The sequence below is a fragment of the Neobacillus sp. YIM B06451 genome, from assembly GCF_032667185.1.
Taxonomy (GTDB): Bacteria; Bacillota; Bacilli; order Bacillales; family Cytobacillaceae; genus Bacillus_D.
Genome location: NZ_JAVFKJ010000020.1, coordinates 13,976 through 37,322 on the forward strand (window position 1 = coordinate 13,976; position 23,347 = coordinate 37,322).

23 protein-coding genes are annotated in these 23,347 nt (G+C 45.7%); 15 read left to right on the plus strand and 8 right to left on the minus strand.

Going from position 1 to position 23,347, the window contains the following annotated elements; genetic code table 11:
- Positions 1-32 precede the first annotated feature (32 nt).
- A complete protein-coding gene (locus tag RB160_RS22010; RefSeq protein WP_316572578.1) occupies positions 33-956 on the minus strand; it encodes a response regulator in 924 nt (307 codons plus the stop codon).
- Positions 957-961: 5 nt separating this feature from the next.
- On the minus strand, positions 962-2,266 hold the full coding sequence (locus tag RB160_RS22015; protein WP_316572579.1) for an ATP-binding protein: 1,305 nt from the start codon (positions 2,264-2,266) through the stop codon (positions 962-964).
- Between the two features lie 336 nt (positions 2,267-2,602).
- Here RB160_RS22015 and RB160_RS22020 point away from each other — a divergent pair, with 336 nt between their 5' ends.
- Together RB160_RS22020 and aspA are read left to right on the plus strand one after the other, a co-directional pair.
- On the plus strand, positions 2,603-3,916 hold the full coding sequence (locus RB160_RS22020) for an anaerobic C4-dicarboxylate transporter family protein (RefSeq protein ID WP_316572580.1): 1,314 nt from the start codon (positions 2,603-2,605) through the stop codon (positions 3,914-3,916).
- A 63-nt stretch (positions 3,917-3,979) separates the two neighbouring features.
- Complete coding sequence (aspA, locus tag RB160_RS22025; protein ID WP_316572581.1) at positions 3,980-5,437, plus strand: aspartate ammonia-lyase; 1,458 nt, start codon at positions 3,980-3,982, stop codon at positions 5,435-5,437.
- A gap of 307 nt (positions 5,438-5,744) precedes the next feature.
- Here aspA and RB160_RS22030 read toward each other — a convergent pair whose 3' ends face one another.
- Positions 5,745-7,292, minus strand: coding sequence for a YndJ family protein (locus RB160_RS22030; RefSeq protein ID WP_316572582.1), 1,548 nt, complete (start codon positions 7,290-7,292; stop codon positions 5,745-5,747).
- Between the two features lie 302 nt (positions 7,293-7,594).
- Between RB160_RS22030 and RB160_RS22035 the strand changes: the two genes are divergently transcribed.
- Complete coding sequence (locus RB160_RS22035; protein WP_316572583.1) at positions 7,595-8,299, plus strand: DUF421 domain-containing protein; 705 nt, start codon at positions 7,595-7,597, stop codon at positions 8,297-8,299.
- 174 nt (positions 8,300-8,473) lie between these two features.
- On the plus strand, positions 8,474-9,658 hold the full coding sequence (locus RB160_RS22040) for an ATP-grasp domain-containing protein (RefSeq protein WP_316572584.1): 1,185 nt from the start codon (positions 8,474-8,476) through the stop codon (positions 9,656-9,658).
- Positions 9,659-10,108: 450 nt separating this feature from the next.
- Here RB160_RS22040 and cysC read toward each other — a convergent pair whose 3' ends face one another.
- The 3 genes from cysC to RB160_RS22055 all read right to left on the minus strand — a co-directional run bounded on the left by cysC (position 10,109) and on the right by RB160_RS22055 (position 12,680).
- The gene (gene cysC, locus RB160_RS22045) at positions 10,109-10,723 is read right to left on the minus strand and encodes an adenylyl-sulfate kinase (RefSeq protein ID WP_316572585.1); all 615 of its coding nucleotides are present in this window, start codon (positions 10,721-10,723) and stop codon (positions 10,109-10,111) included.
- Entirely contained in the window at positions 10,716-11,879 is a 1,164-nt protein-coding gene (gene sat, locus RB160_RS22050) for a sulfate adenylyltransferase (protein ID WP_316572586.1), read from the minus strand. Before sat ends, cysC begins: the two co-directional genes overlap by 8 nt.
- 78 nt (positions 11,880-11,957) lie before the next feature.
- Positions 11,958-12,680, minus strand: coding sequence for a phosphoadenylyl-sulfate reductase (locus tag RB160_RS22055; RefSeq protein ID WP_316572587.1), 723 nt, complete (start codon positions 12,678-12,680; stop codon positions 11,958-11,960).
- Between the two features lie 249 nt (positions 12,681-12,929).
- On the opposite strand from RB160_RS22055, the gene RB160_RS22060 reads away from it, so the two are divergent.
- The 10 genes from RB160_RS22060 to RB160_RS22105 all read left to right on the plus strand — a co-directional run bounded on the left by RB160_RS22060 (position 12,930) and on the right by RB160_RS22105 (position 21,865).
- The gene (locus RB160_RS22060) at positions 12,930-13,667 is read left to right on the plus strand and encodes a 2-phosphosulfolactate phosphatase (RefSeq protein WP_316572588.1); all 738 of its coding nucleotides are present in this window, start codon (positions 12,930-12,932) and stop codon (positions 13,665-13,667) included.
- Entirely contained in the window at positions 13,615-14,385 is a 771-nt protein-coding gene (locus tag RB160_RS22065) for a phosphosulfolactate synthase (protein ID WP_316572589.1), read from the plus strand. Before RB160_RS22060 ends, RB160_RS22065 begins: the two co-directional genes overlap by 53 nt.
- Positions 14,382-14,780: a VOC family protein gene (locus tag RB160_RS22070; protein WP_316572590.1), complete on the plus strand. Its 399-nt coding sequence runs from the start codon at positions 14,382-14,384 to the stop codon at positions 14,778-14,780. The genes RB160_RS22065 and RB160_RS22070 overlap by 4 nt, the downstream gene beginning before the upstream one ends.
- A gap of 481 nt (positions 14,781-15,261) precedes the next feature.
- Entirely contained in the window at positions 15,262-16,296 is a 1,035-nt protein-coding gene (locus tag RB160_RS22075; RefSeq protein ID WP_316572591.1) for an ArsR/SmtB family transcription factor, read from the plus strand.
- 99 nt (positions 16,297-16,395) lie between these two features.
- On the plus strand, positions 16,396-17,406 hold the full coding sequence (locus tag RB160_RS22080) for an ABC transporter ATP-binding protein (RefSeq protein WP_316572592.1): 1,011 nt from the start codon (positions 16,396-16,398) through the stop codon (positions 17,404-17,406).
- Positions 17,369-18,151 (plus strand): ABC transporter permease, encoded by a 783-nt coding sequence (locus tag RB160_RS22085; RefSeq protein ID WP_316572593.1) that lies wholly within the window; start codon positions 17,369-17,371, stop codon positions 18,149-18,151. The genes RB160_RS22080 and RB160_RS22085 overlap by 38 nt, the downstream gene beginning before the upstream one ends.
- Positions 18,151-18,942, plus strand: a complete 792-nt coding sequence (locus RB160_RS22090) for an ABC transporter permease (RefSeq protein WP_316572594.1) — start codon at positions 18,151-18,153, stop codon at positions 18,940-18,942. Before RB160_RS22085 ends, RB160_RS22090 begins: the two co-directional genes overlap by 1 nt.
- 308 nt (positions 18,943-19,250) lie before the next feature.
- Positions 19,251-21,326 (plus strand): carbon starvation CstA family protein, encoded by a 2,076-nt coding sequence (locus tag RB160_RS22095; RefSeq protein WP_316572619.1) that lies wholly within the window; start codon positions 19,251-19,253, stop codon positions 21,324-21,326.
- Positions 21,319-21,522: a YbdD/YjiX family protein gene (locus tag RB160_RS22100; protein WP_316572595.1), complete on the plus strand. Its 204-nt coding sequence runs from the start codon at positions 21,319-21,321 to the stop codon at positions 21,520-21,522. The genes RB160_RS22095 and RB160_RS22100 overlap by 8 nt, the downstream gene beginning before the upstream one ends.
- 142 nt (positions 21,523-21,664) lie before the next feature.
- Complete coding sequence (locus tag RB160_RS22105; protein WP_316572596.1) at positions 21,665-21,865, plus strand: twin-arginine translocase TatA/TatE family subunit; 201 nt, start codon at positions 21,665-21,667, stop codon at positions 21,863-21,865.
- A gap of 49 nt (positions 21,866-21,914) precedes the next feature.
- Here the strand turns inward: RB160_RS22105 and RB160_RS22110 are convergent, their stop codons facing one another.
- Positions 21,915-22,442: a GNAT family N-acetyltransferase gene (locus RB160_RS22110; protein WP_316572598.1), complete on the minus strand. Its 528-nt coding sequence runs from the start codon at positions 22,440-22,442 to the stop codon at positions 21,915-21,917.
- 95 nt (positions 22,443-22,537) lie between these two features.
- Complete coding sequence (locus tag RB160_RS22115; protein ID WP_316572599.1) at positions 22,538-23,056, minus strand: hypothetical protein; 519 nt, start codon at positions 23,054-23,056, stop codon at positions 22,538-22,540.
- Positions 23,057-23,195: 139 nt separating this feature from the next.
- Here RB160_RS22115 and RB160_RS22120 point away from each other — a divergent pair, with 139 nt between their 5' ends.
- Positions 23,196-23,342 carry a hypothetical protein gene (locus tag RB160_RS22120; RefSeq protein ID WP_316572600.1) on the plus strand — a complete coding sequence of 49 codons (147 nt, stop codon included), beginning with the start codon at positions 23,196-23,198 and terminating at the stop codon, positions 23,340-23,342.
- Positions 23,343-23,347 lie beyond the last annotated feature (5 nt).

A 23,347-nucleotide genomic window follows, 5' to 3' on the forward strand; every position in this document is an offset into this window, starting at 1 on the left:
GCCTCCGTCCGTTTCCGGGGTAGGCCAAGCCTCTAGTTCATTTTTTCAAGCGCTTCGTTGTACAGGACCTGCACAAACTTTTTGATATTGATTCTTGTGTTTGAATACGTTCCTGGCGTTTTGTTCTCAAGTTCAAGCATTCTGATTCGTACATTCGTGTAATCGAAAAGTGTTGTCGCATACTTCTCGAACTTTGGATTGCTATAATCGGTCAGCCCAAGTGAGGCAATATGGTCAAGTGCCTGGTGGATTGCCCTCCTGACCCTTTGCTCACTAGCCCTGGCTTCTTTCCCCAGTTCTTCGGCTGATGCATGGCTCCCCAGCCTTTTGGCCATAACCTGGGTAAACAGTTCTTTTAGCGGCGGCATTTCTTTGTTCCCTTCCCTCTCAAAGGTATAAAGGATACTTACCATATCAAGCAAGTCCTTCCCGCCGCTTTCACTATAAATTCCAAGATCAAGCAAAACGTTTTTGCCGGCAGCGACGATTGAATCTGAGGCACTTTTCTCATTTTGCGGAGGGATGGCACCCTCTTTTGGCATGCCCAGAAAACTCAACGACTCATGTATATTTTTCAGTGATTTCTCGAGCAGAAGGTTGCCACTGACCTTTTTTAAAACATGGACGACCTCCAGCTGGTTAATTGGTTTCGTTATATAATGGTCAATCCCAAGGGAATAGGCTTCACCAATCAGCTCTTTCGCCTCCACCTGGGAAATCATGACGATTTTCCCCGCGAACGAGGCAGATAGTTCCCTTACTGTTTCAATCCCATCACGATTAGGCATTAGGAGATCAACTAAGAGAATGTCGATTTTTTTCCTGGCCAGAATATCGGCGTACACTTCCGAACCATCTTCCGCTTCTCCGGCCACTTCCCCCAAATTATGGTCTTCAATTATGTTTGCCAGCATGGCACGGATGTAGGCAGAATCATCCACTATGAAAAATCTCAACACGCTCATCCCCTTTTTGTCAGTTCCCTTACTGGCAGGCTGATTTGGAAACTAGTTTTATATTCATCGTTTTCGTTTCTGTCCATGAGCCTGATTTTGCCGCCCATGTGCTCAACGGTATCTTTAACAAAAGCTAAGCCGATTCCATTGGAGGCCAATCCTGATTCATTGAACTTTGTCGTAAAGCCGGGCTCAAAAATTAATTTCCTGGATTTTTCGGGTATGCCGGGGCCTGTATCGCGGACTTCGATAAACAGTTGCCCATCGGCTTTTTTTACGCCGACAAAAATCTTCCCGGTTGACGGAATGGCTTCAACGGCATTGGAAATGAGGTTGTTCAAGAAGGAAAGAATGATGATTGCGTGATAATCAGGATGGTCGCCTTCCGTTTTCACCTTGTATTGGATTGTTTTTCCCAGCGATTCCCCATACCGTCCATTGGCAGTAATCGATACATTCAGGATTTCCCCAATGTCCATGAAATCTTTAAGATTTTTATGATCCATTAACCTTGTTAATCCAGCATAAATTCGCTGGCTATCTTTTTTTATTTCGTGCATCCTGCCCGCTATGCCAAGAGCCCTTCCGGCAGCGGATTCTTGGTTAGCTTCTTCTTTCAGGGACCGATACAATGCGTAGCACTCGGCTGTTAACTGTTCGGCATTTTTCATCGTTTTATTCAGCTGAATCCTTTCAACAAACAGGGTGGACACCATCATGAGAATTTCCTCACTTCGTTTCCGCTGTTGTTCTTCGGATAGCCTTGCCTCCCTGATAATGAAAATATTGTAAAATCCAAGCACAAAAAAGCTCCTTATGAAAGCTATGACAACAATGATCATGAATGATTTGGCTGTAAGGGCGGTGTGGCTGAAAAAAGACCTGAAAAACAGCTCGGCCAAGGTGGAGATAATTTCCGCCCCAACTCCAAAAAGCCCAATGTATATCGGATTATCATGATGTTTTTTAACTTTGAAAATATGAAAAAGAATAGCGAATGCCAAATAGTAGAAGAAAACCGGGAAATGAAGCTTTAGTGCCCCTTCGAGCATGAAATTGCCGGGTTCCAACGTTTCCAGTCCTATTCGGAAAGCAACGACCGAAATCCCTGTTACCAATCCGGCTAGTATGGGCCGTGATTGCCGGAACCACAAAAGAATGAAGAAAAATGAGGGTGTTCCCAGGCTTACACGCAAATCCCCAAGGAAAGGAAAAAATTTTAGTTCACCCGCGATTGGGACGACCGCTGCCATCAGTATGTATATCAACAATGTATCCTTTATTTTCCCCATGGTTCCAGCTCTTTTCATCTATGTAATCCCTTCAGAATTTGTTTAACAATTCCTCATTAAATAGAAAAGTATGGCAATTGTATTAACTTATTCCTTACATCTGTCGGTTTCTGTAGTTTTCTGTAGTCTTTGGTTTATGTTCAACCTGTGGGTAGGAGGCACTTCTTACTTATATGTGCTGCTTCATTTCCCACAAGATATCGCTTTCATTATACATCTTAATTCAAATGTGAAAAACCACACATAAAGGAGGCCACTTATAAGATTCCAGTGGTTTAGGCCACAAACCGAACATTCGGAGTAATCGATATAGACAATGGTTTTAACTACTTTGTTGCAAGGAGGGAATTTTTCATGTTCTGGATAGAATTTTTAGTAGTCTTGGCTTGTATTTTTATCGGTGCAAGGTTGGGCGGGGTTGGACTCGGGGTTATGGGCGGAGTCGGCCTGGCAATCCTTGTATTCGGTTTCGGCCTCCAGCCTACATCCGCGCCGATAGATGTCATGCTGATGATCCTGGCTGTTATCACCGCCGCGGGAGCTCTTCAGGCCGCGGGAGGAATGGAATACCTTGTTTATTTAGCTGAGAAGGCATTACGGAAAAATCCGAAACAAATTACCTTTATCGCTCCAATCGTAACATACATTTTTACCCTTTGTGCCGGAACTGGGCACGTGGCATATTCCGTACTTCCTGTCATAGCGGAGGTTTCGCGTGAATCCGGCATCCGTCCCGAACGGCCGATGTCAATCGCTGTCATTGCCTCCCAGCAGGCTATTACAGCAAGCCCTATCTCCGCCGCCACTGTGGCCTTGCTTGCGCTCCTGACTGATTTTAAAATTCAACTACTCGATATATTGCTAATCTGTATTCCGTCCACTTTCATTGCCTGTATGGTCGCGGCGTTCATCGCCAGCAAAACAGGCAAAGAGCTTCCAAACGACCCGGAATATTTACAGCGCCTCGAAGCAGGTCTTGCTCCAATTAAAAAGGACAAAAAAGCATTTGTCCCGACAAAGGGAGCAAAACTTTCCGTCGCCCTGTTCCTGATGGCAGCCGTTTCGGTTGTACTTCTCGGATCTTTCGAGGAACTCCGTCCGGGCTGGGATATTGAAGGCGTGTTCACACGAATGGGAATGCCGGCCTCCATTGAAATTGTCATGATGACTGCGGCAGCACTGATTCTAATTTTATGCAAACCGAAAGTTGATGATATCGTTTCCGGAAGTGTGTTTAAAGCGGGAGCGGCAGCCGTAGTGGCGATTTTCGGAATCGCCTGGATGGGGGATACTTTCTTCCAGGGTAATATGGCAATGATCTCTAGCTCCATTTCTGATTTGGTGACAGCCGCTCCATGGTTGTTCGCTATCGCGCTTTTCGCATTGTCCATCCTGCTTTACAGCCAGGCGGCCACGGTTCGGACTCTTATGCCGCTTGGGATAACCTTAGGCATAAATCCAGCCTTGCTGATTGCGATGTTCCCTGCTGTCAACGGCTACTTCTTTATCCCGAACTATCCTACTGTCGTTGCTGCGATCAACTTTGACAGGACGGGTACAACCCGGATTGGCAAATACGTCCTAAACCACAGCTTTATGGTTCCAGGCTTGGTGGCAACCATTTTGGCAGTTGGAATTGGAATATTGCTAAGTACAATTTTGCTATAGGAACAAAACAGCCGTCCTATTTGGGCGGCTGTGCATGTATTGAAAAATAGGAGATGAATGAAAATGGCAGACCTAATTGATTTTCGTATTGAGAAGGATTTTCTTGGTGAGAAGGCTGTTCCAAAAGAGGCATACTACGGTGTTCAAACACTTCGGGCAATTGAAAACTTCCCAATCACAGGCTACCGGATTGATGAAAAGCTAATCAACGCAATCGCCGTTGTCAAAAAAGCAGCCGCACTGGCAAATGCCGACATCGGCCAGCTTGATCGAAAGATTGCACTTGCAATAGCAGATGCGGCGGATGAAATTCTTGCCGGCAGCCTTCATGAGGAATTCATCGTGGATCCAATCCAGGGTGGGGCCGGTACATCCATCAATATGAATGCCAATGAAGTAATTGCCAACCGCGCCCTTGAACTGCTTGGCGAAGAGAAAGGCAACTATAAGATCATAAGCCCGAATACCCATGTCAATATGGCCCAATCGACGAATGACGCATTTCCGACCGCAATTCACCTATCCACACTAAGTGGACTTGAAGGCCTTTTAAAAGAAATGGACGGCCTATACGATGAATTCATGAATAAGGCAAAGGAATTCGACGGGGTTATAAAAATGGGCCGCACCCATCTTCAAGATGCCGTGCCAATCCGCCTTGGCCAGGAATTCGAAGCATATGCGCGGGTTCTGAAACGGGATATTAAGCGAATTAACGCCACGAGGGAACACCTTTACGAAGTAAACATGGGCGCGACTGCTGTCGGAACAGGGTTGAATGCGGACCCGGGTTATATTCAAAAGGCTGTCAGCTATTTGGCGGAGTTCACTGGTTTCCCACTTCAGGGAGCTGAAAACCTTGTTGATGGCACCCAAAATACAGATTGCTATATTGAAGTCTCAGGAGCTTTAAAGATTTGTATGCTCAATATGTCAAAGGTTGCCAATGATTTAAGGATGATGGCTTCCGGCCCTCGGTGCGGACTTGGGGAAATCAACCTCCCTGCGCGCCAGCCAGGGTCATCGATTATGCCGGGAAAAGTAAACCCTGTCATGGCCGAGGTCTTGAACCAAAGCGCATTCCAGGTAGCCGGAAACGATTTGACCATCAGCATGGCATCCGAAGCGGGCCAATTCGAACTAAATGTTATGGAACCTGTGATTATCTTCAACCTTCTTCAATCTATCAAAATTATGAAAAATGTTTTGAGCGTCTTCCGTGAATATTGCTTGAAAGGCATCACCGCCAACGAGGAAAGAATGGAAGACTATGTGAATAATAGTGTGGGTGTTATCACTGCCATCAACCCGTATATCGGCTATGAGGCGGCGGCTTCCATCGCCAGCGAAGCAATTTTAACGAACAGGCCAGTCAGGGAGATTGTTCTTGAAAGGAAGGCGCTGACAGAATCCGAGTTGAACACAATTCTTAACCCTTTTGAAATGACGCACCCAGGAATTGCAGGCAAAGAGCTTTTGAAAGCGAAAGCCGATACTTCCAAAGAGCCGGTACTGGTGTAAAAATGGAAATCGTTGGACTTTATGATGTAGCCAACGCAGCATTTTTACCAAAAGCTGCTGTCCATGTCAGGAACAATCCTGGCCGCAGCGTTGAATACCCATTCACTCGTCCATTACACTGCCAGGTTGGGCACAGGCGCGGGTCAATACCGTTAGGGAAGCCTAACGTGGAGAGACAGGTTGAAAGATTTGGTACTCGGTTAATGATAATGTAATCCCCAAATGGAAAAAGGGCCTATTTTAGGTCCTTTTTCTCTTTCCTGTTGGAAAGCGGCTGCTTCGGACACGTATATCTGGAATATGTGTCTTACATGCTAACCGACGAATTTTCAGCTTTACCCTTGATGGCGTATTCAAGTTCAAGAACCCTGACGCCGAATAAATAAGACACATGGTACGCCTTTATGCAGCCTTCCTCCTCCCAGACGTTGATTGTTTCATTGATTGGTATCCGGAAGCTCTTTTTAAAAAGAGTCAAGTAAACGCCGTTATGGTCATTCCTCCTCATATCAGATAGGGATGTTAGTGAAACGCCGTCATTCCCGTAATGGGTGATTCTTAGAATGCTTGTCATCCCGCCGAATGGAAGCGGAAAGAACACATTGTAAAACCTCTCCCCAACCCCATTTTTGTGGGTTGAATAAGCTGCGACATAGATTGCCTTCCTACTTTTCCGGTCGCTTCTGATCCAGGCCCTGACATTATGACGGCTGTCCTTTTCATCAGCCAGCTTCCACATCCCACTATCGATTTCCGTATGGGCCTCATGCTTCAAGGTCGGGAAATTCATTTGCTCCATTCGAATCGAAAGCTTTTTATACAAGACGGCGGCAGGGTAAATGAACCATCTCCAGCGCGGCTGGACGTCCATGTCATACAAGACAGTATTTATGTAAAAATCAGCGATACGGGGATTGATTTTACCAGGATTGAACTTTTCTCTCTTAAAATCGGCCATCGAATCGACCATGCCTGCCGGATGCCTGTCTGTCTCGGCGACGAAACCGTTCCGGCTGAAAAAGTTAGTTCCAATCCTGCTCTGGCCGGCAATTGTGGAAAACTGGATGGCGTTCAAAGGAAAGTGGCTCTCCGGCTTCAACTGCCAAAAGCCAGCAAGCCCTAGCCCGGAAAACAATACCGCGTTGACGAACCCATGGAAATAAACCATAAATGGAATGTCGACCAGCCTGAGGGCGTAAAGCGCCGAAAGTAGCATCGTAAATACAATGGCGGCAGATGAAGCCCACAGAAACTTGTTCCTTGTTTTAAAAGAGAACCAGCAATATGTATAGAGGGCAGCCAAAAAAAGCAGGACAGCCACTATTTCAACGCCATGGGAGTAAGTAATTCCAACAGCAACAAGCAAAGGAGAAACGATGAAAATGAGTGAGGCAGTACGGTAAAGCCTTGGAAAAGGTCCAGTTTCCTTCATCCACCGCCCGAGCAGCCCGGGAAATAATAGGCCATAAAGGCTGGAATAATGAAAATGAATCGCTGTCAGAAGGGCAAGCATTCCCGAAAAGCCAAACAGGCTCAATCCATTTTGATAGACAGTGAACCAGACCCCGCCGATTGGCAGATACATCATTGAAAAATCAATCAATAACTCTTCGATGTAGAATCCACCCCGCCCAAGAAACCGGAACGAACCATATACCCCAATTAGGACACAATAAAAGAGCCAGACAAATGAAAGGGCCGGCCAGAAAAAAGAGCCGATCGCAGCAACCGCAAACCACGGGTGCAGCATTTTAAGCGTAATAAAGAACCGGTTCCGATCATTGATAAGCCTGAAATAGAACGGCAAATAACCGGCAATTGTTAAACAAAGAATATACTTTAAAAAGTCCAACATACCCTAATTACTCCTTGCTCCCATTGAGATGTATTCTACTTATTTATTAATTCTCCAAACGATGGGCAACTCCTCTTACTCAATTCATAACGGACAGTTGGACCGTACGCTATATTCACCGCTGATGGAGTTCACCTAATTTTTGAATGGCCATCTTTAGTTTGGAAATAGTAAAAATATCCTATCGAAAAGCGGGAGACTGAAATGAACCTACATAGTGGAACCTGTTACTGGCTGGAAACCTCCCCCTATGCCCCTCCTAAACAAAAAATAATCCGGATTCGCTAAAGGAAGTGCCAACGATGGATTTTTATCAAGGCCAAGAAATTTTGTCTTCATTTGATTGGATCCTCCGGGCAATAGTTGCTTTCATTTTTTTGGTCATTGTTGCAAAAGTACTTGGCCAGAGGGCGATATCCCAATTAAGGCTGCTGGATTTCGTCATTGCATTGGTAATCGGGAATATAATTGCCCACCCTTTGTCAGACCAGCATCTAGGTATGAAAGGGTCTATCATCACTACCATCGTCCTAGTCGTTTTGTATAGTTTCGGGATTTTTTTAATTTTAAAATGGCCCTGGTTCAGGAGATTGATCAATCATGCCCCAATCACCATTATCGAAAATGGAAGCATCCTTTATGGCGGGCTAAAACGGGCCAGAATTTCACTCGATGTTGTTTTGGAGGAGTTACGGGAAAATAAGGTCGGCGATATAAAGAAAGTGGCTCTGGCAGTCTGGGAAGTTGACGGAAGGATTTCCTTTTTCCTCGACCCGCGCTATGAGCCGGTTACACCCGCAACATTAAAAATAGAAACTGAGCCGTTCTTTTTGCCCAAGGTCATCATTAAGGAAGGGAAAATTAATCTCGAAGAGCTGAAAAGAATCAGCAAGGATGAGGAATGGGTCCGATCCACCCTGAAACGAACCTATCAGGCGGACGTGGCCGATGTTCTGCTCGCCACAGTCGACAGGAATGACCATGTGTCAATTTTTTTATATAAATAGCCGTTTGGTTTGGAGGATAGGTGGATAAACTCATCCTCCTTTTTCCATGGATTAGAAAAAGCCTCATTGGGAATATCAGGATAACGCGGAAGCGTATTTTAAAAATAATGATTTCCGGGTAATGGTATGTTAGTTGGCGATTATGATATTGCTCAAGGGAGGGACGTTTAACAAATGAAAATAGAGCCTTCAATGACTTTGCAAGATATATTTGGGCCGGAGCTTGTTTTTAATCCGCGCGTTTCATTCCAGGGCTTGGGCTGGGTTCCGTCAAATGAGAATATGGATGATTTCCGGACAGGCGCGCTTCTACCAATTGCGGGGGATATGCCACTCGTGTGCAATAGGAGGACGGTGACGGATGAAACGCTTGGCCTTTTTGAAAAAGCGGGAATCACCCCAGCCTCGAACCTCCTCGTTTATGATTCGGAGGAAAGCTTCTACAGTCTGGTGGACGAGCTTAACAGCCGACCGCTGAAAAAAGTAATGAACCATCCGGTCCCGGAATCCGAGGTGCCAGAGGGAAATTACTGGATTGATAAAAATGTATTTTCCTATTTGAATAACAAGGCGAACCTCGGGGAACTCGTCCCTCTTGAACATCGCCCGAAACGGTTTGTTGCCACTCCATCGGAAGCCAGTTCGATAAAAGAGGAGTGGGGTTTACCGTTTGTAATGAAAGCAGGGACGGACCTCCCGAACGGAGGCGGACACGATGTCTTCTTTTGCTATACGGATGAGGATTTTGCCGAGGCGCTAGAAAGCCTGGAAGACAGTGAGAGCATAGTAATTGAAGAGATTGTCGATATTAGGAAAAATTACTGCATCCAATTTGCCAAAACACATGATGGAAAAATCATTTACCTTGGCGCTGGAGAACAAATCACGACCGATTCCGGCGAGTATAAAGGAAACTGGATTTCCAACGCCGAAGGGCCGCCTGATGAAGCAATCGCCCTTGGGAAATCAATCATGGAAAAGGCATGCGAACTTGGCTACAAGGGGGTCGCCGGATTCGATATCCTCTTGTCGGAGGAAGGTCGGGTGTTATGCATCGACCTGAATTTCCGGCTGAATGGTTCCACCCCCGCGCTCCTGCTGAAAGACAGCATTTTCGAAAGTTACCAAACACAGGACATGATGTATAAAACGTGGAAAATTGATTCGGAATGGAATGATTTCCTTTCTGTTTGTAAAAATATGATTGAATCCCGAACGCTTATTCCGCTCGCAATCTATCACCCTGACGTTGAGGGCAATCCTGGCACACAGCCATTCATTAACGGCATATTGATCGGCGATTCGCGGGATGATATTTTGAAAAAAGAACAATACCTGGCCGAATGCGGATGGAATTAGTAAAAGCGATGCTACGCTGCTGAAGCTTTCCTGGTGTAGCTGGACAAAGAAAAGCGAAAGCGCCCGTTTAGCGCCGTATGGACTGGAGGGCCCCGATGGAGATAAAGGAAACACGAAGAGCGGAAGCGATTCGATGTTGACTTATCGTAGCGAGGGGACCGAAGTACAATAGGCGCTGGGCGCTGTAGCTGGACAAAGAAAAGCGAAAGCGCCCGTTTAGCGCCGTATGGACTGGAGGGCCCCGATGGAGATAAAGGAAACACGAAGAGCGGAAGCGATTCGATGTTGACTTATCGTAGCGAGGGGACCGAAGTACAATAGGCGCTGGGCGCTGTAGCTGGACAAAGAAAAGCGTAAGCGCCATCCATTCTATAGCTTGACAGGTTCATCTATCAAAAAGCATAACCTCCGGTTTCTGCGGCGGTTATGCTTTTTGAGTTTTTCACTCTTTTATTTAATTGGGCTATCCAACCCTATCAATCCATTATTCTGCAAATAACGGATGACGCGTCTCGCGCATTCCTCCACAGATGCTCCTGAAGTATCAATTGACAACTCCGGTGCGAACGGGACTTCATACGGAGAATCGATTCCCGTGAACTCCCGGATCTCACCCCGCCTCGCTTTTTTGTAAAGACCCTTTACATCCCTTTTTTCACACACCTCAAGCGGGCAATTCGCAAAAACCTCGATGAATTCGCCCGGCTCAAACAGTTCCCTCACCCTGCTTCGGTCTTCACGGAACGGCGAAATAAAGGCGGTCAGCACCACCAGGCCACTGTCGACGAAAAGCCTCGAAACTTCACCAATCCGCCTGATATTCTCGATGCGGTCCTCCTTGCTAAAGCCAAGCCCTTTGTTCAAACCGTGGCGGATGTTGTCGCCATCAAGGACATAGCTTCTGACCCCCATGCTGTATAGCTGGCGGTCTACCTCATTGGCAAGGGTCGATTTTCCCGAACCGGATAGGCCCGTGAACCAAAGAACAAAGCTTTTATGCCCATTCAAATTCTGGCGGTCCGCTTTTGTCATTGCAGCTGGATGCCAGACGATATGCTCACTCATTTTTCCCCACCATCTCCTGGAGGGAAAGATGCTGCATCCTCATACCCTCTATCAATATAGCTGCTACTTCCGGTCGGCTAAATTCCGGCGGAGGCGCCTCCCCTTTTTGAAGCATCGCCCTGACTTTGGTCCCGGAAAGCGCGACGTGGTGTTTTTTATCATGGGGGCATGTCTTTACAGAAGCCATATTCCCACATACCTCACAGTAAAAGCTGTTTTCGAAAAATAAAGTTTGGATGCCAATTTCATCCTTCGTAAAATTAGCGAAGATTTTCTGGGCATCATACGTTCCATAATAATTTCCTACGCCGGCATGGTCCCGCCCGACAATAAAATGCGTGCAGCCGTAGTTTTTTCGGATGATTGCGTGGAATATCGCTTCCCGCGGGCCAGCATAACGCATTGCCGCCGGAAAAACCGATAACAAAACCCGGTCTTGCGGATAATATTTTTCCAAAAGCGCTTTATAGCTTTTCATGCGGATATCACCTGGGACATCGTCTGCTTTTGTCTCGCCGACGAGCGGATGCAAGAAAAGGGCGTCGACTTGTTCAAGAGCGCACTTTTGGATATATTCATGGGCCCGATGGACTGGATTCCTCGTTTGAAAGCCAACAACCGTCTTCCAGCCCCGTTTCCTGAACAGCTCCCTTGTCTCTTTCGGGGTGCGGTTCTGTTCCTGGTATTGGTTTGCCGGCCTCTTTACCATGGCCACCGGGCCGCCAAGATACACTTCCCCCCGCTCGAACATTTTTTTAACCCCAGGGTGATCCTGTTCCTCGGTCCTGTAAACAAGCCTCGCTTCCTTTCGTTTGTCAGGGACATATTTATCAGTGACTTCCATAATGCCATAGATGGTCCCTTCCCGTTCCAGGTTGATTGTATCGCCCGGCTCAATCCGCGCCGCTACCCATTTTGGGACGGGAAGCGCGACGGGGATGCTCCAGACAAGCCCATTCTTAAGGCGCATCTTTTCCACGACGGCAAGATAATCGTTTTTCTCCATAAACCCGCCAAGAGGGCTATACGCCCCAATTGCAATCATTTCAAGGTCGCTTAGGGCCATCGCATCCAGTTCCACAGACAGAATCGTCTCATCCACCCAGCAATCCTCATTTATTTTATGAACCAGGACTCCCCCGTGAGGATCAATCATGTAATGTTCCTCCTTACGCTTTCAAGTAATCTGTTTATCGGCAGGAAAAACCGGCCGTCCAGCCAAGAACGGCCCTTCTCACCCACTCCCTCCCGCAAGATGGAGGCCGCATTCCGTCTTTCCTGTATTTGCCCATCTTCCCGCGCGCAAGTCGTCCCCCTCTTTTACTGGATGGGTGCACGGCTGACAGCCAATGCTCGGATATTGCCTGTCATGGAGCGAATTATAGGGAAGGCTGTTGAGGCGGATATAATTCCAAATATCCTCCCATTTCCAATGGATAAGTGGGCAAATTTTTATGTTTTTAAACCTTTCATCCTTATTGATATAGTTGACGCTCTTCCTTGTCTCGGACTGTTCCCTCCGAAGCCCCGAAATCCAGGCTTTGACTATACCTAGCTCCCTGGCAAGCGGCTCAACCTTCCTGATTTTGCAGCAAAGATTCGGGTCGCATTTCCACAATTCCTTCCCGTAAAGCGCTTCCTGTTCTAAAAGGGTTATATCGGGTTTGACAATGTTCAGCTTGAATCCCGGGTATTGTTCCTTAATTTTTTCAATCAGCTCATACGTCTCAGCGAAGTGAAGGCCGGTATCCAGGAAGAGGACTGCCGCTTGCTTATTAACTTTTGAAATCAGGTCGAGCATGACGATTCCCTCCGCGCCAAAGCTGCAGGCATAGATGATTTCGTCCCCATATTCCCGGTACGCCCATTTCAGCACATCCATTGTATCGGTTAATTTCTCCAGCACGAGGCCGGCCTTAGCTTCCTCCCAAGTATCGTAGGTCAGCACATTCCCCATTTCCTTCCCCTCGCATTTTTAAAATTTGGGCCTTGGCCGACCCTTCCATCTGGCAAAATAGGTTAAAACCTATGTACAAAATATTCATTTTTCCATCTAAAAGTTCGGAGGGTAAAAGCCTATTTCAGGAAGGGTATGCGCCTATTTATTTTCTGCACGGCAAAATAGGCAGGATAAGGTACGCTTTGGCTCCCTGGGCATATACTTTTTGCAGAGTGTCTATGGATTTTAACAACAGGAGCGCAAAACATGAAAGCAACCATTTACCAGGGCCATAGCCCCAGGCTGCCACGATCAGATGTAAATATTGTCATCGATGTCGTTCGGGCATTCACTGTTGCGCATTATGCATTCCTTCGTGGGGCCAGGGAGATTATCCTCGCGGGAACCGAAGCCGAGGCCTTTCTTTTAAAAGAAAAGAATCCGTGCTATTTGCTGGGCGGCGAGGTACAGGGATTTCCAATCCCGGGGTTTGATTTCGATAATTCCCCTGCAAAAATGGCCGGTGCGGACGTACGAGGAAGGACGCTTGTCCAAAAGACAACGAACGGCGTGCGGGCGGCGCTGAATGCCCTCGGCGCCGACGCGGTGTTTGTCACCGGCTTTTCGAATGCGCGGACAACCGCGGAATGTGTCCTTGATCGATGGCCGTATGGGTCAATCGTCAATATTATTGCTTCCCATCCCGATGGGGACGATGACCTGGCATGCGCCGAATATATAAAAGGGATACTTCATAGGGAAGAATGCTTTTCCTGGGAAGCTGTCGCCGAAAGAATCAGGCACTGCGGACCGGCAAGGAAGTTTTTTGACTCGTCCCAGCCGGAATTTCAGGCTGTGGACATTGATTATTGCACGAGGGAACTGCCTGGGGGATTTGTTATGCATGTGGATTGCACCGGTGAACTCCCGACGATTGTGAGGGTGGATAACGATGAATTATACAGGATTGGACCTGCCGGAAAGAGAAGCGAAGCCGAGGTTTAACGGGGTAACCGTGCTGATTGACAACGGCGTCCCTGTAGGTTTTTTCGCAGATACTATTAAAAGCGCCTCCCGCTATGTCGATTTTGTAAAATTCGGTTGGGGTACTTCCATTGTTTCGCCAAGCCTCAAAAACAAGATTTCAATTTTACAAGAGCATGGGGTAGGCTATTTTTTCGGCGGGACGCTTTTTGAAAAATTCCTCAGCCAGAATAAATTGGATGACTACTATGATTATTGCAAACAGTTTGGCTGTATGCATGTTGAAATCTCTAACGGTACTTTGCCAATGCCGAACAAGGAAAAAGCACGGCATATCACCAATTTTTCGAAAGAGTTCACGGTCTTCAGCGAAGTTGGGAACAAGGATAGCAGCGTCACCTTTTCCCCTTCCGAATGGCTTGAATGTATCGAGGAAGACCTTGAGGCCGGTGCGGCCAAAGTTATTACCGAAGCGAGGGAAAGCGGAACGAGCGGCATCTGCCAGTCAAATGGGGAAATGCGTTTTGACATTGTCAACGACATCCTTGCGTCCGGCATCCCTCTTGAGCGAATTCTTTTTGAAGCACCGACGAAAAAAATGCAAACCGAATTTATCAGGCTTGCGGGCTCGAATGTGAATCTGGCGAACATCCCGTTCAGTGATGTGATCGCTCTTGAAACGCTCCGGCTCGGCTTGCGTTCCGATACATTTTTCCTTTTTGAGGAGGCTGTAAAATGAGAGATACAAACAAAGTGTTCCACCTTGCGATACCGTGCAAGGACCTTGACGAGACAGTGGATTTTTATGAAAAGCTTGGCTGCCGGCTTGCGCGCCGGTACCACGACAGGGTTACCTTCGACTTTTTCGGCGACCAGGTCGTCTGCCATTTAAACCCGGATAAAATCGATCCTGCTCCGAAAATGTACCCGCGGCACTTCGGGGTCACTTTCCTCATCAGGGAAGAATTCGACGAAGCGCTTGATCATGCGACAACGCACGAATTGCCGTTTTTCCAGGAACTGATGGTCCGGTTCCCAGGCAAAAAAGAAGAGCATGTTACGTTCTTTTTGATCGACCCTGCAAACAACCTGCTGGAGTTCAAATATTATCATGATGAAGGAATGGTTTATTAATCCTATAATAAGGGTTCCCGTTTTGGGGTTTGCGGTTGTTTTTGGGTTTATGAACTGGATTTTTGGTTTGTGAACCAGGTTTAGATTTTTATGAACCGAGTTTGGAGTTTTATGAACGGTTTTTCCGGATTATGAACCGGAATAAAGCTTTATGAACTAAACCGGTCTCTGACCGATAAACCTGAATCGAATTTTATGACCCGCTTTCCTGGATTTATGAACCGGAATCGCAATTTTATGAACCGTATTCAGCTTTTATGAACCGACATAACAAATTTATGAACCGGATTCCAAGTTTTATGAACCGATCCGACTTTACGTTATATGAAGTCCGCTCTCCCTTTTTTGGCAGCGGGCTTTTCCCGTTGTGGGTTTGAGTCCAATATTAGCTTTTATTTTACTGGCGGTACCAGGGTCACATACTTTCCAATATTAGATGACCACTTTATAATATAAGTAACACGCTATGGAGGATTGGCTAATGACCATTGAAATAAATTACGAAGAAACTGCAAATGAACAAGTACATATGTTTTTTTCTCCTGTTGTGGAAGGGCTGATTCTCCTTTGTGCAATGTTATTAAGAAACAAAAAGGATTTTCACTATATAGATTATCAATCAATTGAAAAAGCGCTTCCTGATCAATCGAGAATATTTATTGAAAAGTGGCGCAGTTATTGTACTAATGATTTATTGGGCTGCCTTGATTTACTTTTAAAAGTACCGCACTTTCAAGAGGAAAAGGATTTTTACAAAGGCATTTCAACCTTACCGGATCCTGATTTTGTCCAGAGCTTTTTAGGTGGAGAAATCCCAAGGGATCTAATTGAAATGCTCCTTACATCACCAGAAGATATTGAATCCATGGAAGAGCGTTATGAGTGGAGCACTCCCGAGAAACGGCAATTCATCAAAACGTTTTTGCTCGAACTCCATTCGTTTCGCAAAGAATTTCTTGATGTATTCCTCCACATCGTTCATGGGGATTATTTTCAAAGGTTGATTAAGACAAAACAAGGATCCATTGACCAATCATTATTGGAACTGGGAAAGTTAAACATGAAACCACTCGCACTCTCACAATATGTGATGGGAAAAACGTTCAAGCGCACTAGCGATTATAAGCTCTATTATTTTCTCCCAAGCTATAGCTTCTCTCCATTTAAAATGCGTGTCTTTAATCATGCGGTTTGTATTGTAATTTTTGGCTGCGCCCAACCATTGAATGATGACAGGGAAAAAAGCAAGGAACTGTCTAAAATACTAAAAGTTCTTTCCGACCCAAACAGACTTCTGATTTTAAGAATGTTATGCGTAAAAAAGGAATATGGAGCGAGATTGGCGGAGTATGTCGGGGTCACCACGGCGACTGTTTCACATCATCTGGACCTGCTCAAAAAGGCGAATTTGATCAAGGAAGAAAAAATTGGGGCTATTAAATACTTTTCCGCTGATCCGGTTCAATTGGAAAAGTTTAAATCAGTACTTCAGGAATTCACGAATACTAAAACTTGATTTAAAGAGCGACAAAATTGTCGTTCTTTTTTATTGCAAAAATTAAGAATTATAATACAATCATATTATAAGATAATCATCTAATATAGAGGTGAAAACATGAACGCTTCAATTATCAATGTAAAAAATGTAAAAAGGACGTATGTGGCAGAACAGGGATTTTTCAAAAAAAAGAAAAAAACCATCGAAGCTTTAAAGGGGATTTCATTTGAAGTACAAAAGGGAGAAGTCTTTGGTTTGCTTGGTCCCAATGGGGCTGGCAAGACGACGATGATTAAAATTTTGACAACGATGCTTATTCCTACGGAAGGCCAAGCCACCATCCTTGGTTTGGATGTTGAAACCGAAAATCACAAATTGAGGACCCAAATCAATTTCATTCTGGGCGGGGAGCGGAATTTATACTGGCGTTTATCAGCCTATGATAATCTCACCTACTTTGCAGACCTGTATAAAATTCCAAGGAGCATCCAAAAGGAACGAATCCCTGAATTGCTGAAACTAGTAGGGCTTGAGAATGCGGCCGCCCAACGAGTTGAAACCTTCTCAAAAGGGATGAAACAGCGGCTGCAAATTGCACGCGGGTTGATTAATGACCCAAAAATCCTCTTTTTAGATGAGCCTTCCATCGGCCTGGATCCGATTAGTGCCAGAAACCTCCGGCAAATCATCCGGCAGCTAAACGAAAACGGAACGACAATTGTGCTGACAACCCATTACATGCAGGAAGCAGATGAACTTTGTGACCGCATTGCATTTATTAATCAGGGCGAACTTATCGCAATAGACACACCCGATAATTTAAAGAAGATGGTTGGCCAGCTTTCAGTCGTCCAATTTGATTGTACAAGTGGGGTGAAAGCAAAATCCCTGCTGATCAAAAATGCCAGCTTGCACCATTTGGAAGAAACGTCAAATGACTACTATTCCACTGTCCGTGTCCAAACTAGTGAACCTCAAAAAATCATCTCCCTTCTTTATAGCGGGTTGGGTGAAGGCGGAATTCAAAACATTTCAATTACGGAACCTTCCCTGGAAGATGTTTATTTGCATTTGATCGGAGGATTAAAAGATGAGCAGCATTCTTCACCCATTATGGCAAACAGCTAATCTGCAAATGAGGCTGTCTATCGCGCGTCCAATGTTTCAATTCATCATTTGGATTTCCCCCCTTTTTTACGCGACACTAAGCTACTTTATATACGGGAAAGTCCCGAATGAGACACTCGTCCAATATGTATTGCTTGGTTCCGGTTTTATGGCCCTCTGGTCGTCAATTGTCTACTCTTCTGCGAGCGATATTAACCGGGAACGATTTTACGGAACATTGGAAAACATTTTCGTTGCTCCTACTCCCTTTTCAATTATCCTTCTTGGTAAAATTGTCGGGAATACCATCTGGGGAATTATCGCTATGGGCTTCTCGGTACTCTATTTAGTTGTGTTTTTCCGTGTTCAGGTTGTGATTGCCCATCCCCTCCTGTTTTTTCTGGCACTCCTGCTCGTGATATTTGCATTGATCATCTTTTCATTCTTTTTGGCGCTGTTTTTCACTTTATCCCGCCAGGCGGAAGCATTAATGAACTTCCTAGAATACCCGATTTATTTTATTTGCGGGTTTTTATTCCCGATTTCCATTTTACCGGATTGGATTCAGCCGCTTTCGTATATACTGCCCCCTACATGGGCGATTGTATTATTGCGTGAGACCCTCGCTGCTACTAATACCGATGCCATTCTTAAGACAATGGGGATTTTACTAGTATTGTCTCTTGTGTATGGATTGATCGCATGGTGCTGCTATAAAGCTGTGGAGCGAAAAGCACGTGTTGACGGAAAGTTGGGGGTGTATTAATGATGGAGGCAATTCAGCGTTTTTTTCGCCATAGTTTTTTATCCTATCGAGCATTATTCGGCTGGCTGGATCCGAAGGTATATTTACTTGTCATGGTATGCATGCCGCTCAGCCAACTGCTGTTTTTCTCTTTTTTAGTGAGACATGTTTATGATGGCGTGGACCTTGCCGGCTATATAGGTGCAAACGCCTTACTGCTATGTGTAATGAATTCAGTGTTTGGAATCACATCCGTCATAACTTCAGATCGAAGCATGGGCACGCTGCAGCTAATCATGGCAACTCCCGCTAACAAGCCCGCGATGTTTTTGGCCCGGTCCTTGGCGCATGTGGCAAACGGGTTGTTTACTGCATTTATCGGATTATTATTCGGAATCTTCCTTTTTGACATTTCCATTACTTTTGAAGCCGCGGGTGCCCTTGCGCTTGTATGGGCTGTTTCTATTTTCTCTGCATGCGGGCTCGGATTAATCATCGGAAGCTTCTGTTTATGGACACCATCCATGCACCTGCTGACCAATTTATTGGCTAGTATCCTACTTCTATTAAGCGGGGCAAATTATCCCCAGGCCATCATGCCACAAGCGTTGCAGTTTACAGCTCAATTCATCCCTTTAACAAGAGGCGTTATGCTGACAAAGGAAATTATGAATGAAGGAAACTTTGATCGAGTCCCTGTCTATGCCGCGCAGGAGTTTTTATTGGGAATCGTCTTTTTCATTATTTGCCTCGGTTGTATTCGTTTTGCCGCTTACCAAGCAAGAGTCAAGGGGACGATGGATTTAAGTTAATTTTATTTAATCGAAATAGCCGCCTGCCGACGTCTAACGGATTTACTTTACAGTAAACTCGTTACGCCGTAGCAAGCGGCTTTTTTGCTTTTTCGAAAAACACCAAAGTAAGGGCATCAGCCCCGAAACCGGCTTTATTAATTTTCCGTAAATACATTTCTTCTTTTTTAACCTGCTCCTAGTAGAAAATCTTAGTATCTTTTCTTCATTTTTTCACAAATCGACATTTATTTATTTTAAAATTCAGAATAGTGTACTATAATTCATTTTGGATACACACAAAAAAAACAGAAAAGGTGGGGAGTGTCATTAAAGCATTAAAGTCAATCATTATTTGGGGTTTGGTTTCCGCGTTAGGAGCCGCGGCATTCGGGGTCTTGGCCCTGAATAATGGAGAAACCATCAATGCAATTTGGCTTGTAACGGCCGCCATCTGTGTTTATGCAATCGCATACCGTTTCTACAGCAAGTTCATCGCAAGGAAAGTTTTTGAGCTTGATGACAACAGGAAAACTCCAGCGGAAGTCAATAATGACGGAAAAGACTATGTTCCGACAAACAAATGGGTCCTTTTCGGGCACCACTTTGCTGCAATCGCCGGTGCTGGCCCGCTCGTCGGACCAATCCTTGCGGCCCAAATGGGGTACCTGCCGGGAACACTCTGGATTGTCGTCGGAGTAGTCCTTGCCGGTGCTGTCCAGGACTTCATTATCCTATTCGGCTCAATGCGCCGCAATGGGAAGTCGCTAGGTGAAATGATTAAGGAAGAAATCGGCCCTATTACAGGCATTATCGCCATGGTCGGCATTTTAGGCATTATGATTATATTATTGGCCGTATTGGCATTGGTTGTTGTAAAAGCGCTTATTGGAAGCCCTTGGGGAATGTTCACAATTGCCGCGACCATTCCAATTGCGGTGCTGATGGGATTCTATATGCGCTATATCCGCCCGGGCCGCGTTGGCGAAGCCTCGATTATGGGGGGAATCCTGCTCCTCCTTTCCATTTATGGAGGGCAATATGTATCCCAGCATGCCGAGCTCGCAAAAATGTTTACGTTTTCAGGCGAAGCAATTGCAATCATGATGATTATTTACGGCTTCGTTGCATCCGTCCTGCCTGTTTGGATGCTTCTGGCCCCGCGTGATTATTTAAGTACTTTCCTGAAAATCGGCGTAATTTTCGGACTGGCCTTGGGCATCCTGTTTGTCGCACCGGATCTTCAGATGCCTGGGGTGACGAAGTTCATTGATGGAACCGGCCCGGTATTCGCCGGAAACCTGTTCCCGTTCCTGTTTATCACCATCGCGTGCGGAGCCGTCTCGGGTTTCCACTCCCTGATTTCATCAGGTACAACTCCGAAGATGATCGAACGCGAATCGCACGCCCAGCCAATTGGCTATGGCGCAATGCTAACTGAATCGTTTGTTGCCGTAATGGCAATGATCGCAGCGTGCGTGCTGACTCCAGGGATTTATTTTGCGATCAACAGCCCTCCCGCTGTTATTGGAACGGACGTGGTCCAGGCCGCAACTGCTGTTTCAAACATGGGATTCACGATCACGCCTGACGATTTGACCGGGCTTGCCGAAGATGTAGGCGAGCAATCAATCATTTCCCGTACAGGGGGAGCGCCGACCCTGGCGATCGGTATGGCGTTTATTTTCTCGAAGGTCATTGGCGGAAAAGCACTCATGGCATTCTGGTACCACTTTGCCATCCTGTTTGAAGCCCTGTTCATTCTGACGACGATTGACGCCGGAACACGCGTCGGCCGCTTCATCATCCAGGATTTGATCGGCAATGTGTATAAGCCATTCGCAAAAACGGATGCATTAATTCCGAATATCATAGCAACAACGCTTTGCGTCCTATTCTGGGGATATTTCCTTTACCAGGGGGTTATCGATCCGCTTGGAGGAATTAATACGCTTTGGCCGCTGTTTGGAATCGCGAACCAAATGCTTGCCGCCATCGCCTTGCTTCTCGGGACGACCGTCCTTTTCAAAATGGGCAAAAAAGCGTATGTATGGGTTACCCTTATCCCGACGACATGGATTTTAATTGTTACCATGACAGCCGGCTGGCAAAAGCTGTTTCACGAGAATCCAAAAATCGGCTTCCTTTCCCACGCCAAGGTATTTAGCCAGGCTTTGGATGAAGGTAAGGTTTTGGCCCCAGCTGCAAACGTGGCACAAATGAGGCAGATTATTTTTAACGACTATATTGACGCCGCCCTTTGCGCATTCTTCATGATAGTCGTGATTGCGGTTCTGATCTCGGCGCTAAGGATTTGGGTTAAGGTGTTTAAAAACCAGAAGCTGGAATTGCATGAATCACCTTATATTCCACGTGGGGATGGAGACCTGAAACATTATGCTTAATAAACTGAAAGACATGCTCGCATACCGGAAACAATTCATTTCGCTGCTCGTCGGGGTCCCGAGTTATGAGAGATATGTTGAACACATGAAAGCCCAACATCCAGACCAGCCTGTAAAAACAAGAAAAGAATTCTTTTGCGAAGCACAGGACGCCCGCTACAACGCCAAGGGCGGGAAAGTATCCAGGTGCTGCTAGAAAAAAGGAGAACCCGTATCCAGATTCTCAATGGATACGGGTTTTTACGTGGAGAACGGAAGCGGCTTGACTAGTCCTCTATTTTAAAAAAGAGTATACTGGTCTTGTATGACTGGATACAATTCCACCAGGAGATGAGGCAATGCTATCAAATATCGGTGTACCAGGTATGATACTAATACTGGTTGTGGCACTTATCGTGTTTGGACCGAATAAACTGCCTGAAATCGGCCGTGCAGTCGGACGGTCCATCCGCGAGTTTAAACGCGCTTCCGAAGGGCTGACGGACGAGATCAAAAAGGAAATTACCAAGGGCAACGATGAGGACAATATGAAAAAATAGATTAATAAAAGGCACGGTACCCGCTCTTTTGGGATACCGTGCCTTTTTGCTATTTCACTGATTTGTACATGAGGATGTCATCCGCATACTCATTTTCGGCAAACTTTACTTCATTGACCTTGCGCCCCTCTTTTATGAAGCCAAAGCTTTTATACAAAGCAATCGCCCTTTCGTTTGTAGAAAAAACCGCGAGGCTTACCTTTTCAATGAGAGGGTTCTTTTCTGCCCAGTCGAGGAGAGTTTTTAAAAGCAATTTGCCAAGCCCCTGGTCCCTGTGCTCCTTGCTAATCATGATTCCAAAAGTCCCCGTATGGGACAGCCTTTTCCGATCGGGTGATTGAAACATGATAAAACCGGCAATCTTCCCGTCCCTTTCAGCAACAAAAAGCGCTTCCCGTTCACTATTCGTAAGCTTCTTTATCCACTCTTTGTGCTGGTCGATGGTTTGATTGAATTCCTCTGGAGCTGTCATGAGATAGCCGCCCTCGGCAATGACAGCTTTAAGCACCAAAAAAGTTCCTTCCGCATCCGCGAGAGCCCCTGGCCGAATCGTATATTTTTCATTAAAATGCTTCATTTAGACTCCCCTTTTTCAGCCCACCCTTTACCATATTTTACAATAGGTTAAGTCATCCTAAAATACCCTTTGGTTTCCTCGCAAATTATATTTTTTTAGTGGGCTGCATTCCTTGCATTCCTGGCGTTCCTCGCCGCCTTTTGGATGGCATTGACGCCCATGACAACGGCGATCATTTCATATACATCTAGCCCTTTATCCGAGCTGGACAGCTGAAAAGCGGCCGCCGAAAAGAACCCGCTGATTTTTTCAAAACGGCCCGCCTCGTTCCTATTCTCGTCATAAAGGATATAAAGGTTGGAAAAGGCCTCCGACTCAATCTCAAAAACCCGGCCGTTTTCTGTGCTGTATTCATACCTTTTTGAAAATAAAGCGAACTTTGCCCTTAGATTCCCGACTTCCTGTCCATTGGGCCCGGTGACAACCCATCGCCGGCTTAAAAAAGGGAATTTGCCGCTAACGATGATTTCCTCGTCCATGTTAAGGACATCCAATCCTGCCGTGAACATACTCCTCAAATCGACTTCCCCAACCTTTTCCTTCGATCCATTATAAATATCGGTCCGCCCAGCAGAGAAAAAATTATCAGATACATACAAAGTTTGTTTGTCCATTTGGATCACCTCTTGCTGGTATTACGGTTGTTTTAGGAAAAAGTTACATATTAAAACATTTAAGGTTCTTCACCAAAAGAGTGATTTTTAAAATTTATAGATTAGCGCTTTACCAAAGGAAATCTTCCTTGACAACTTTTTGGTATTTGACCCAATCTTTGTCGCTCAACGGGATTTGACTGACACCTTTTCGGCTTTTGCCCAAATCTTTGTCACTCATCCAGATTTGAGTGACACCTTTTCCGCTTTGACGAAAATCTTTGTCACCCAGCTTGATTACCTTTAATTGAA

Bases quoted from the DNA above. Each gene is read 5' to 3' on its own strand.
- RB160_RS22030 (WP_316572582.1), bottom strand. From the start codon at position 7,292: ATGTTGGACTTTTTAAAGTATATTCTTTGTTTAACAATTGCCGGTTAT.
- RB160_RS22035 (WP_316572583.1), top strand. From the start codon at position 7,595: ATGGATTTTTATCAAGGCCAAGAAATTTTGTCTTCATTTGATTGGATC.
- RB160_RS22105 (WP_316572596.1), top strand. From the start codon at position 21,665: ATGCTATCAAATATCGGTGTACCAGGTATGATACTAATACTGGTTGTG.
- RB160_RS22070 (WP_316572590.1), top strand. From the start codon at position 14,382: ATGAGAGATACAAACAAAGTGTTCCACCTTGCGATACCGTGCAAGGAC.
- RB160_RS22040 (WP_316572584.1), top strand. From the start codon at position 8,474: ATGAAAATAGAGCCTTCAATGACTTTGCAAGATATATTTGGGCCGGAG.
- RB160_RS22090 (WP_316572594.1), top strand. From the start codon at position 18,151: ATGATGGAGGCAATTCAGCGTTTTTTTCGCCATAGTTTTTTATCCTAT.
- sat (WP_316572586.1), bottom strand. From the start codon at position 11,879: ATGATTGATCCTCACGGGGGAGTCCTGGTTCATAAAATAAATGAGGAT.
- RB160_RS22055 (WP_316572587.1), bottom strand. From the start codon at position 12,680: ATGGGGAATGTGCTGACCTACGATACTTGGGAGGAAGCTAAGGCCGGC.
- RB160_RS22085 (WP_316572593.1), top strand. From the start codon at position 17,369: ATGAGCAGCATTCTTCACCCATTATGGCAAACAGCTAATCTGCAAATG.
- RB160_RS22080 (WP_316572592.1), top strand. From the start codon at position 16,396: ATGAACGCTTCAATTATCAATGTAAAAAATGTAAAAAGGACGTATGTG.
- aspA (WP_316572581.1), top strand. From the start codon at position 3,980: ATGGCAGACCTAATTGATTTTCGTATTGAGAAGGATTTTCTTGGTGAG.
- RB160_RS22115 (WP_316572599.1), bottom strand. From the start codon at position 23,056: ATGGACAAACAAACTTTGTATGTATCTGATAATTTTTTCTCTGCTGGG.
- RB160_RS22110 (WP_316572598.1), bottom strand. From the start codon at position 22,442: ATGAAGCATTTTAATGAAAAATATACGATTCGGCCAGGGGCTCTCGCG.
- RB160_RS22015 (WP_316572579.1), bottom strand. From the start codon at position 2,266: ATGAAAAGAGCTGGAACCATGGGGAAAATAAAGGATACATTGTTGATA.
- RB160_RS22100 (WP_316572595.1), top strand. From the start codon at position 21,319: ATGCTTAATAAACTGAAAGACATGCTCGCATACCGGAAACAATTCATT.
- RB160_RS22020 (WP_316572580.1), top strand. From the start codon at position 2,603: ATGTTCTGGATAGAATTTTTAGTAGTCTTGGCTTGTATTTTTATCGGT.
- RB160_RS22060 (WP_316572588.1), top strand. From the start codon at position 12,930: ATGAAAGCAACCATTTACCAGGGCCATAGCCCCAGGCTGCCACGATCA.
- RB160_RS22075 (WP_316572591.1), top strand. From the start codon at position 15,262: ATGACCATTGAAATAAATTACGAAGAAACTGCAAATGAACAAGTACAT.
- cysC (WP_316572585.1), bottom strand. From the start codon at position 10,723: ATGAGTGAGCATATCGTCTGGCATCCAGCTGCAATGACAAAAGCGGAC.
- RB160_RS22065 (WP_316572589.1), top strand. From the start codon at position 13,615: ATGAATTATACAGGATTGGACCTGCCGGAAAGAGAAGCGAAGCCGAGG.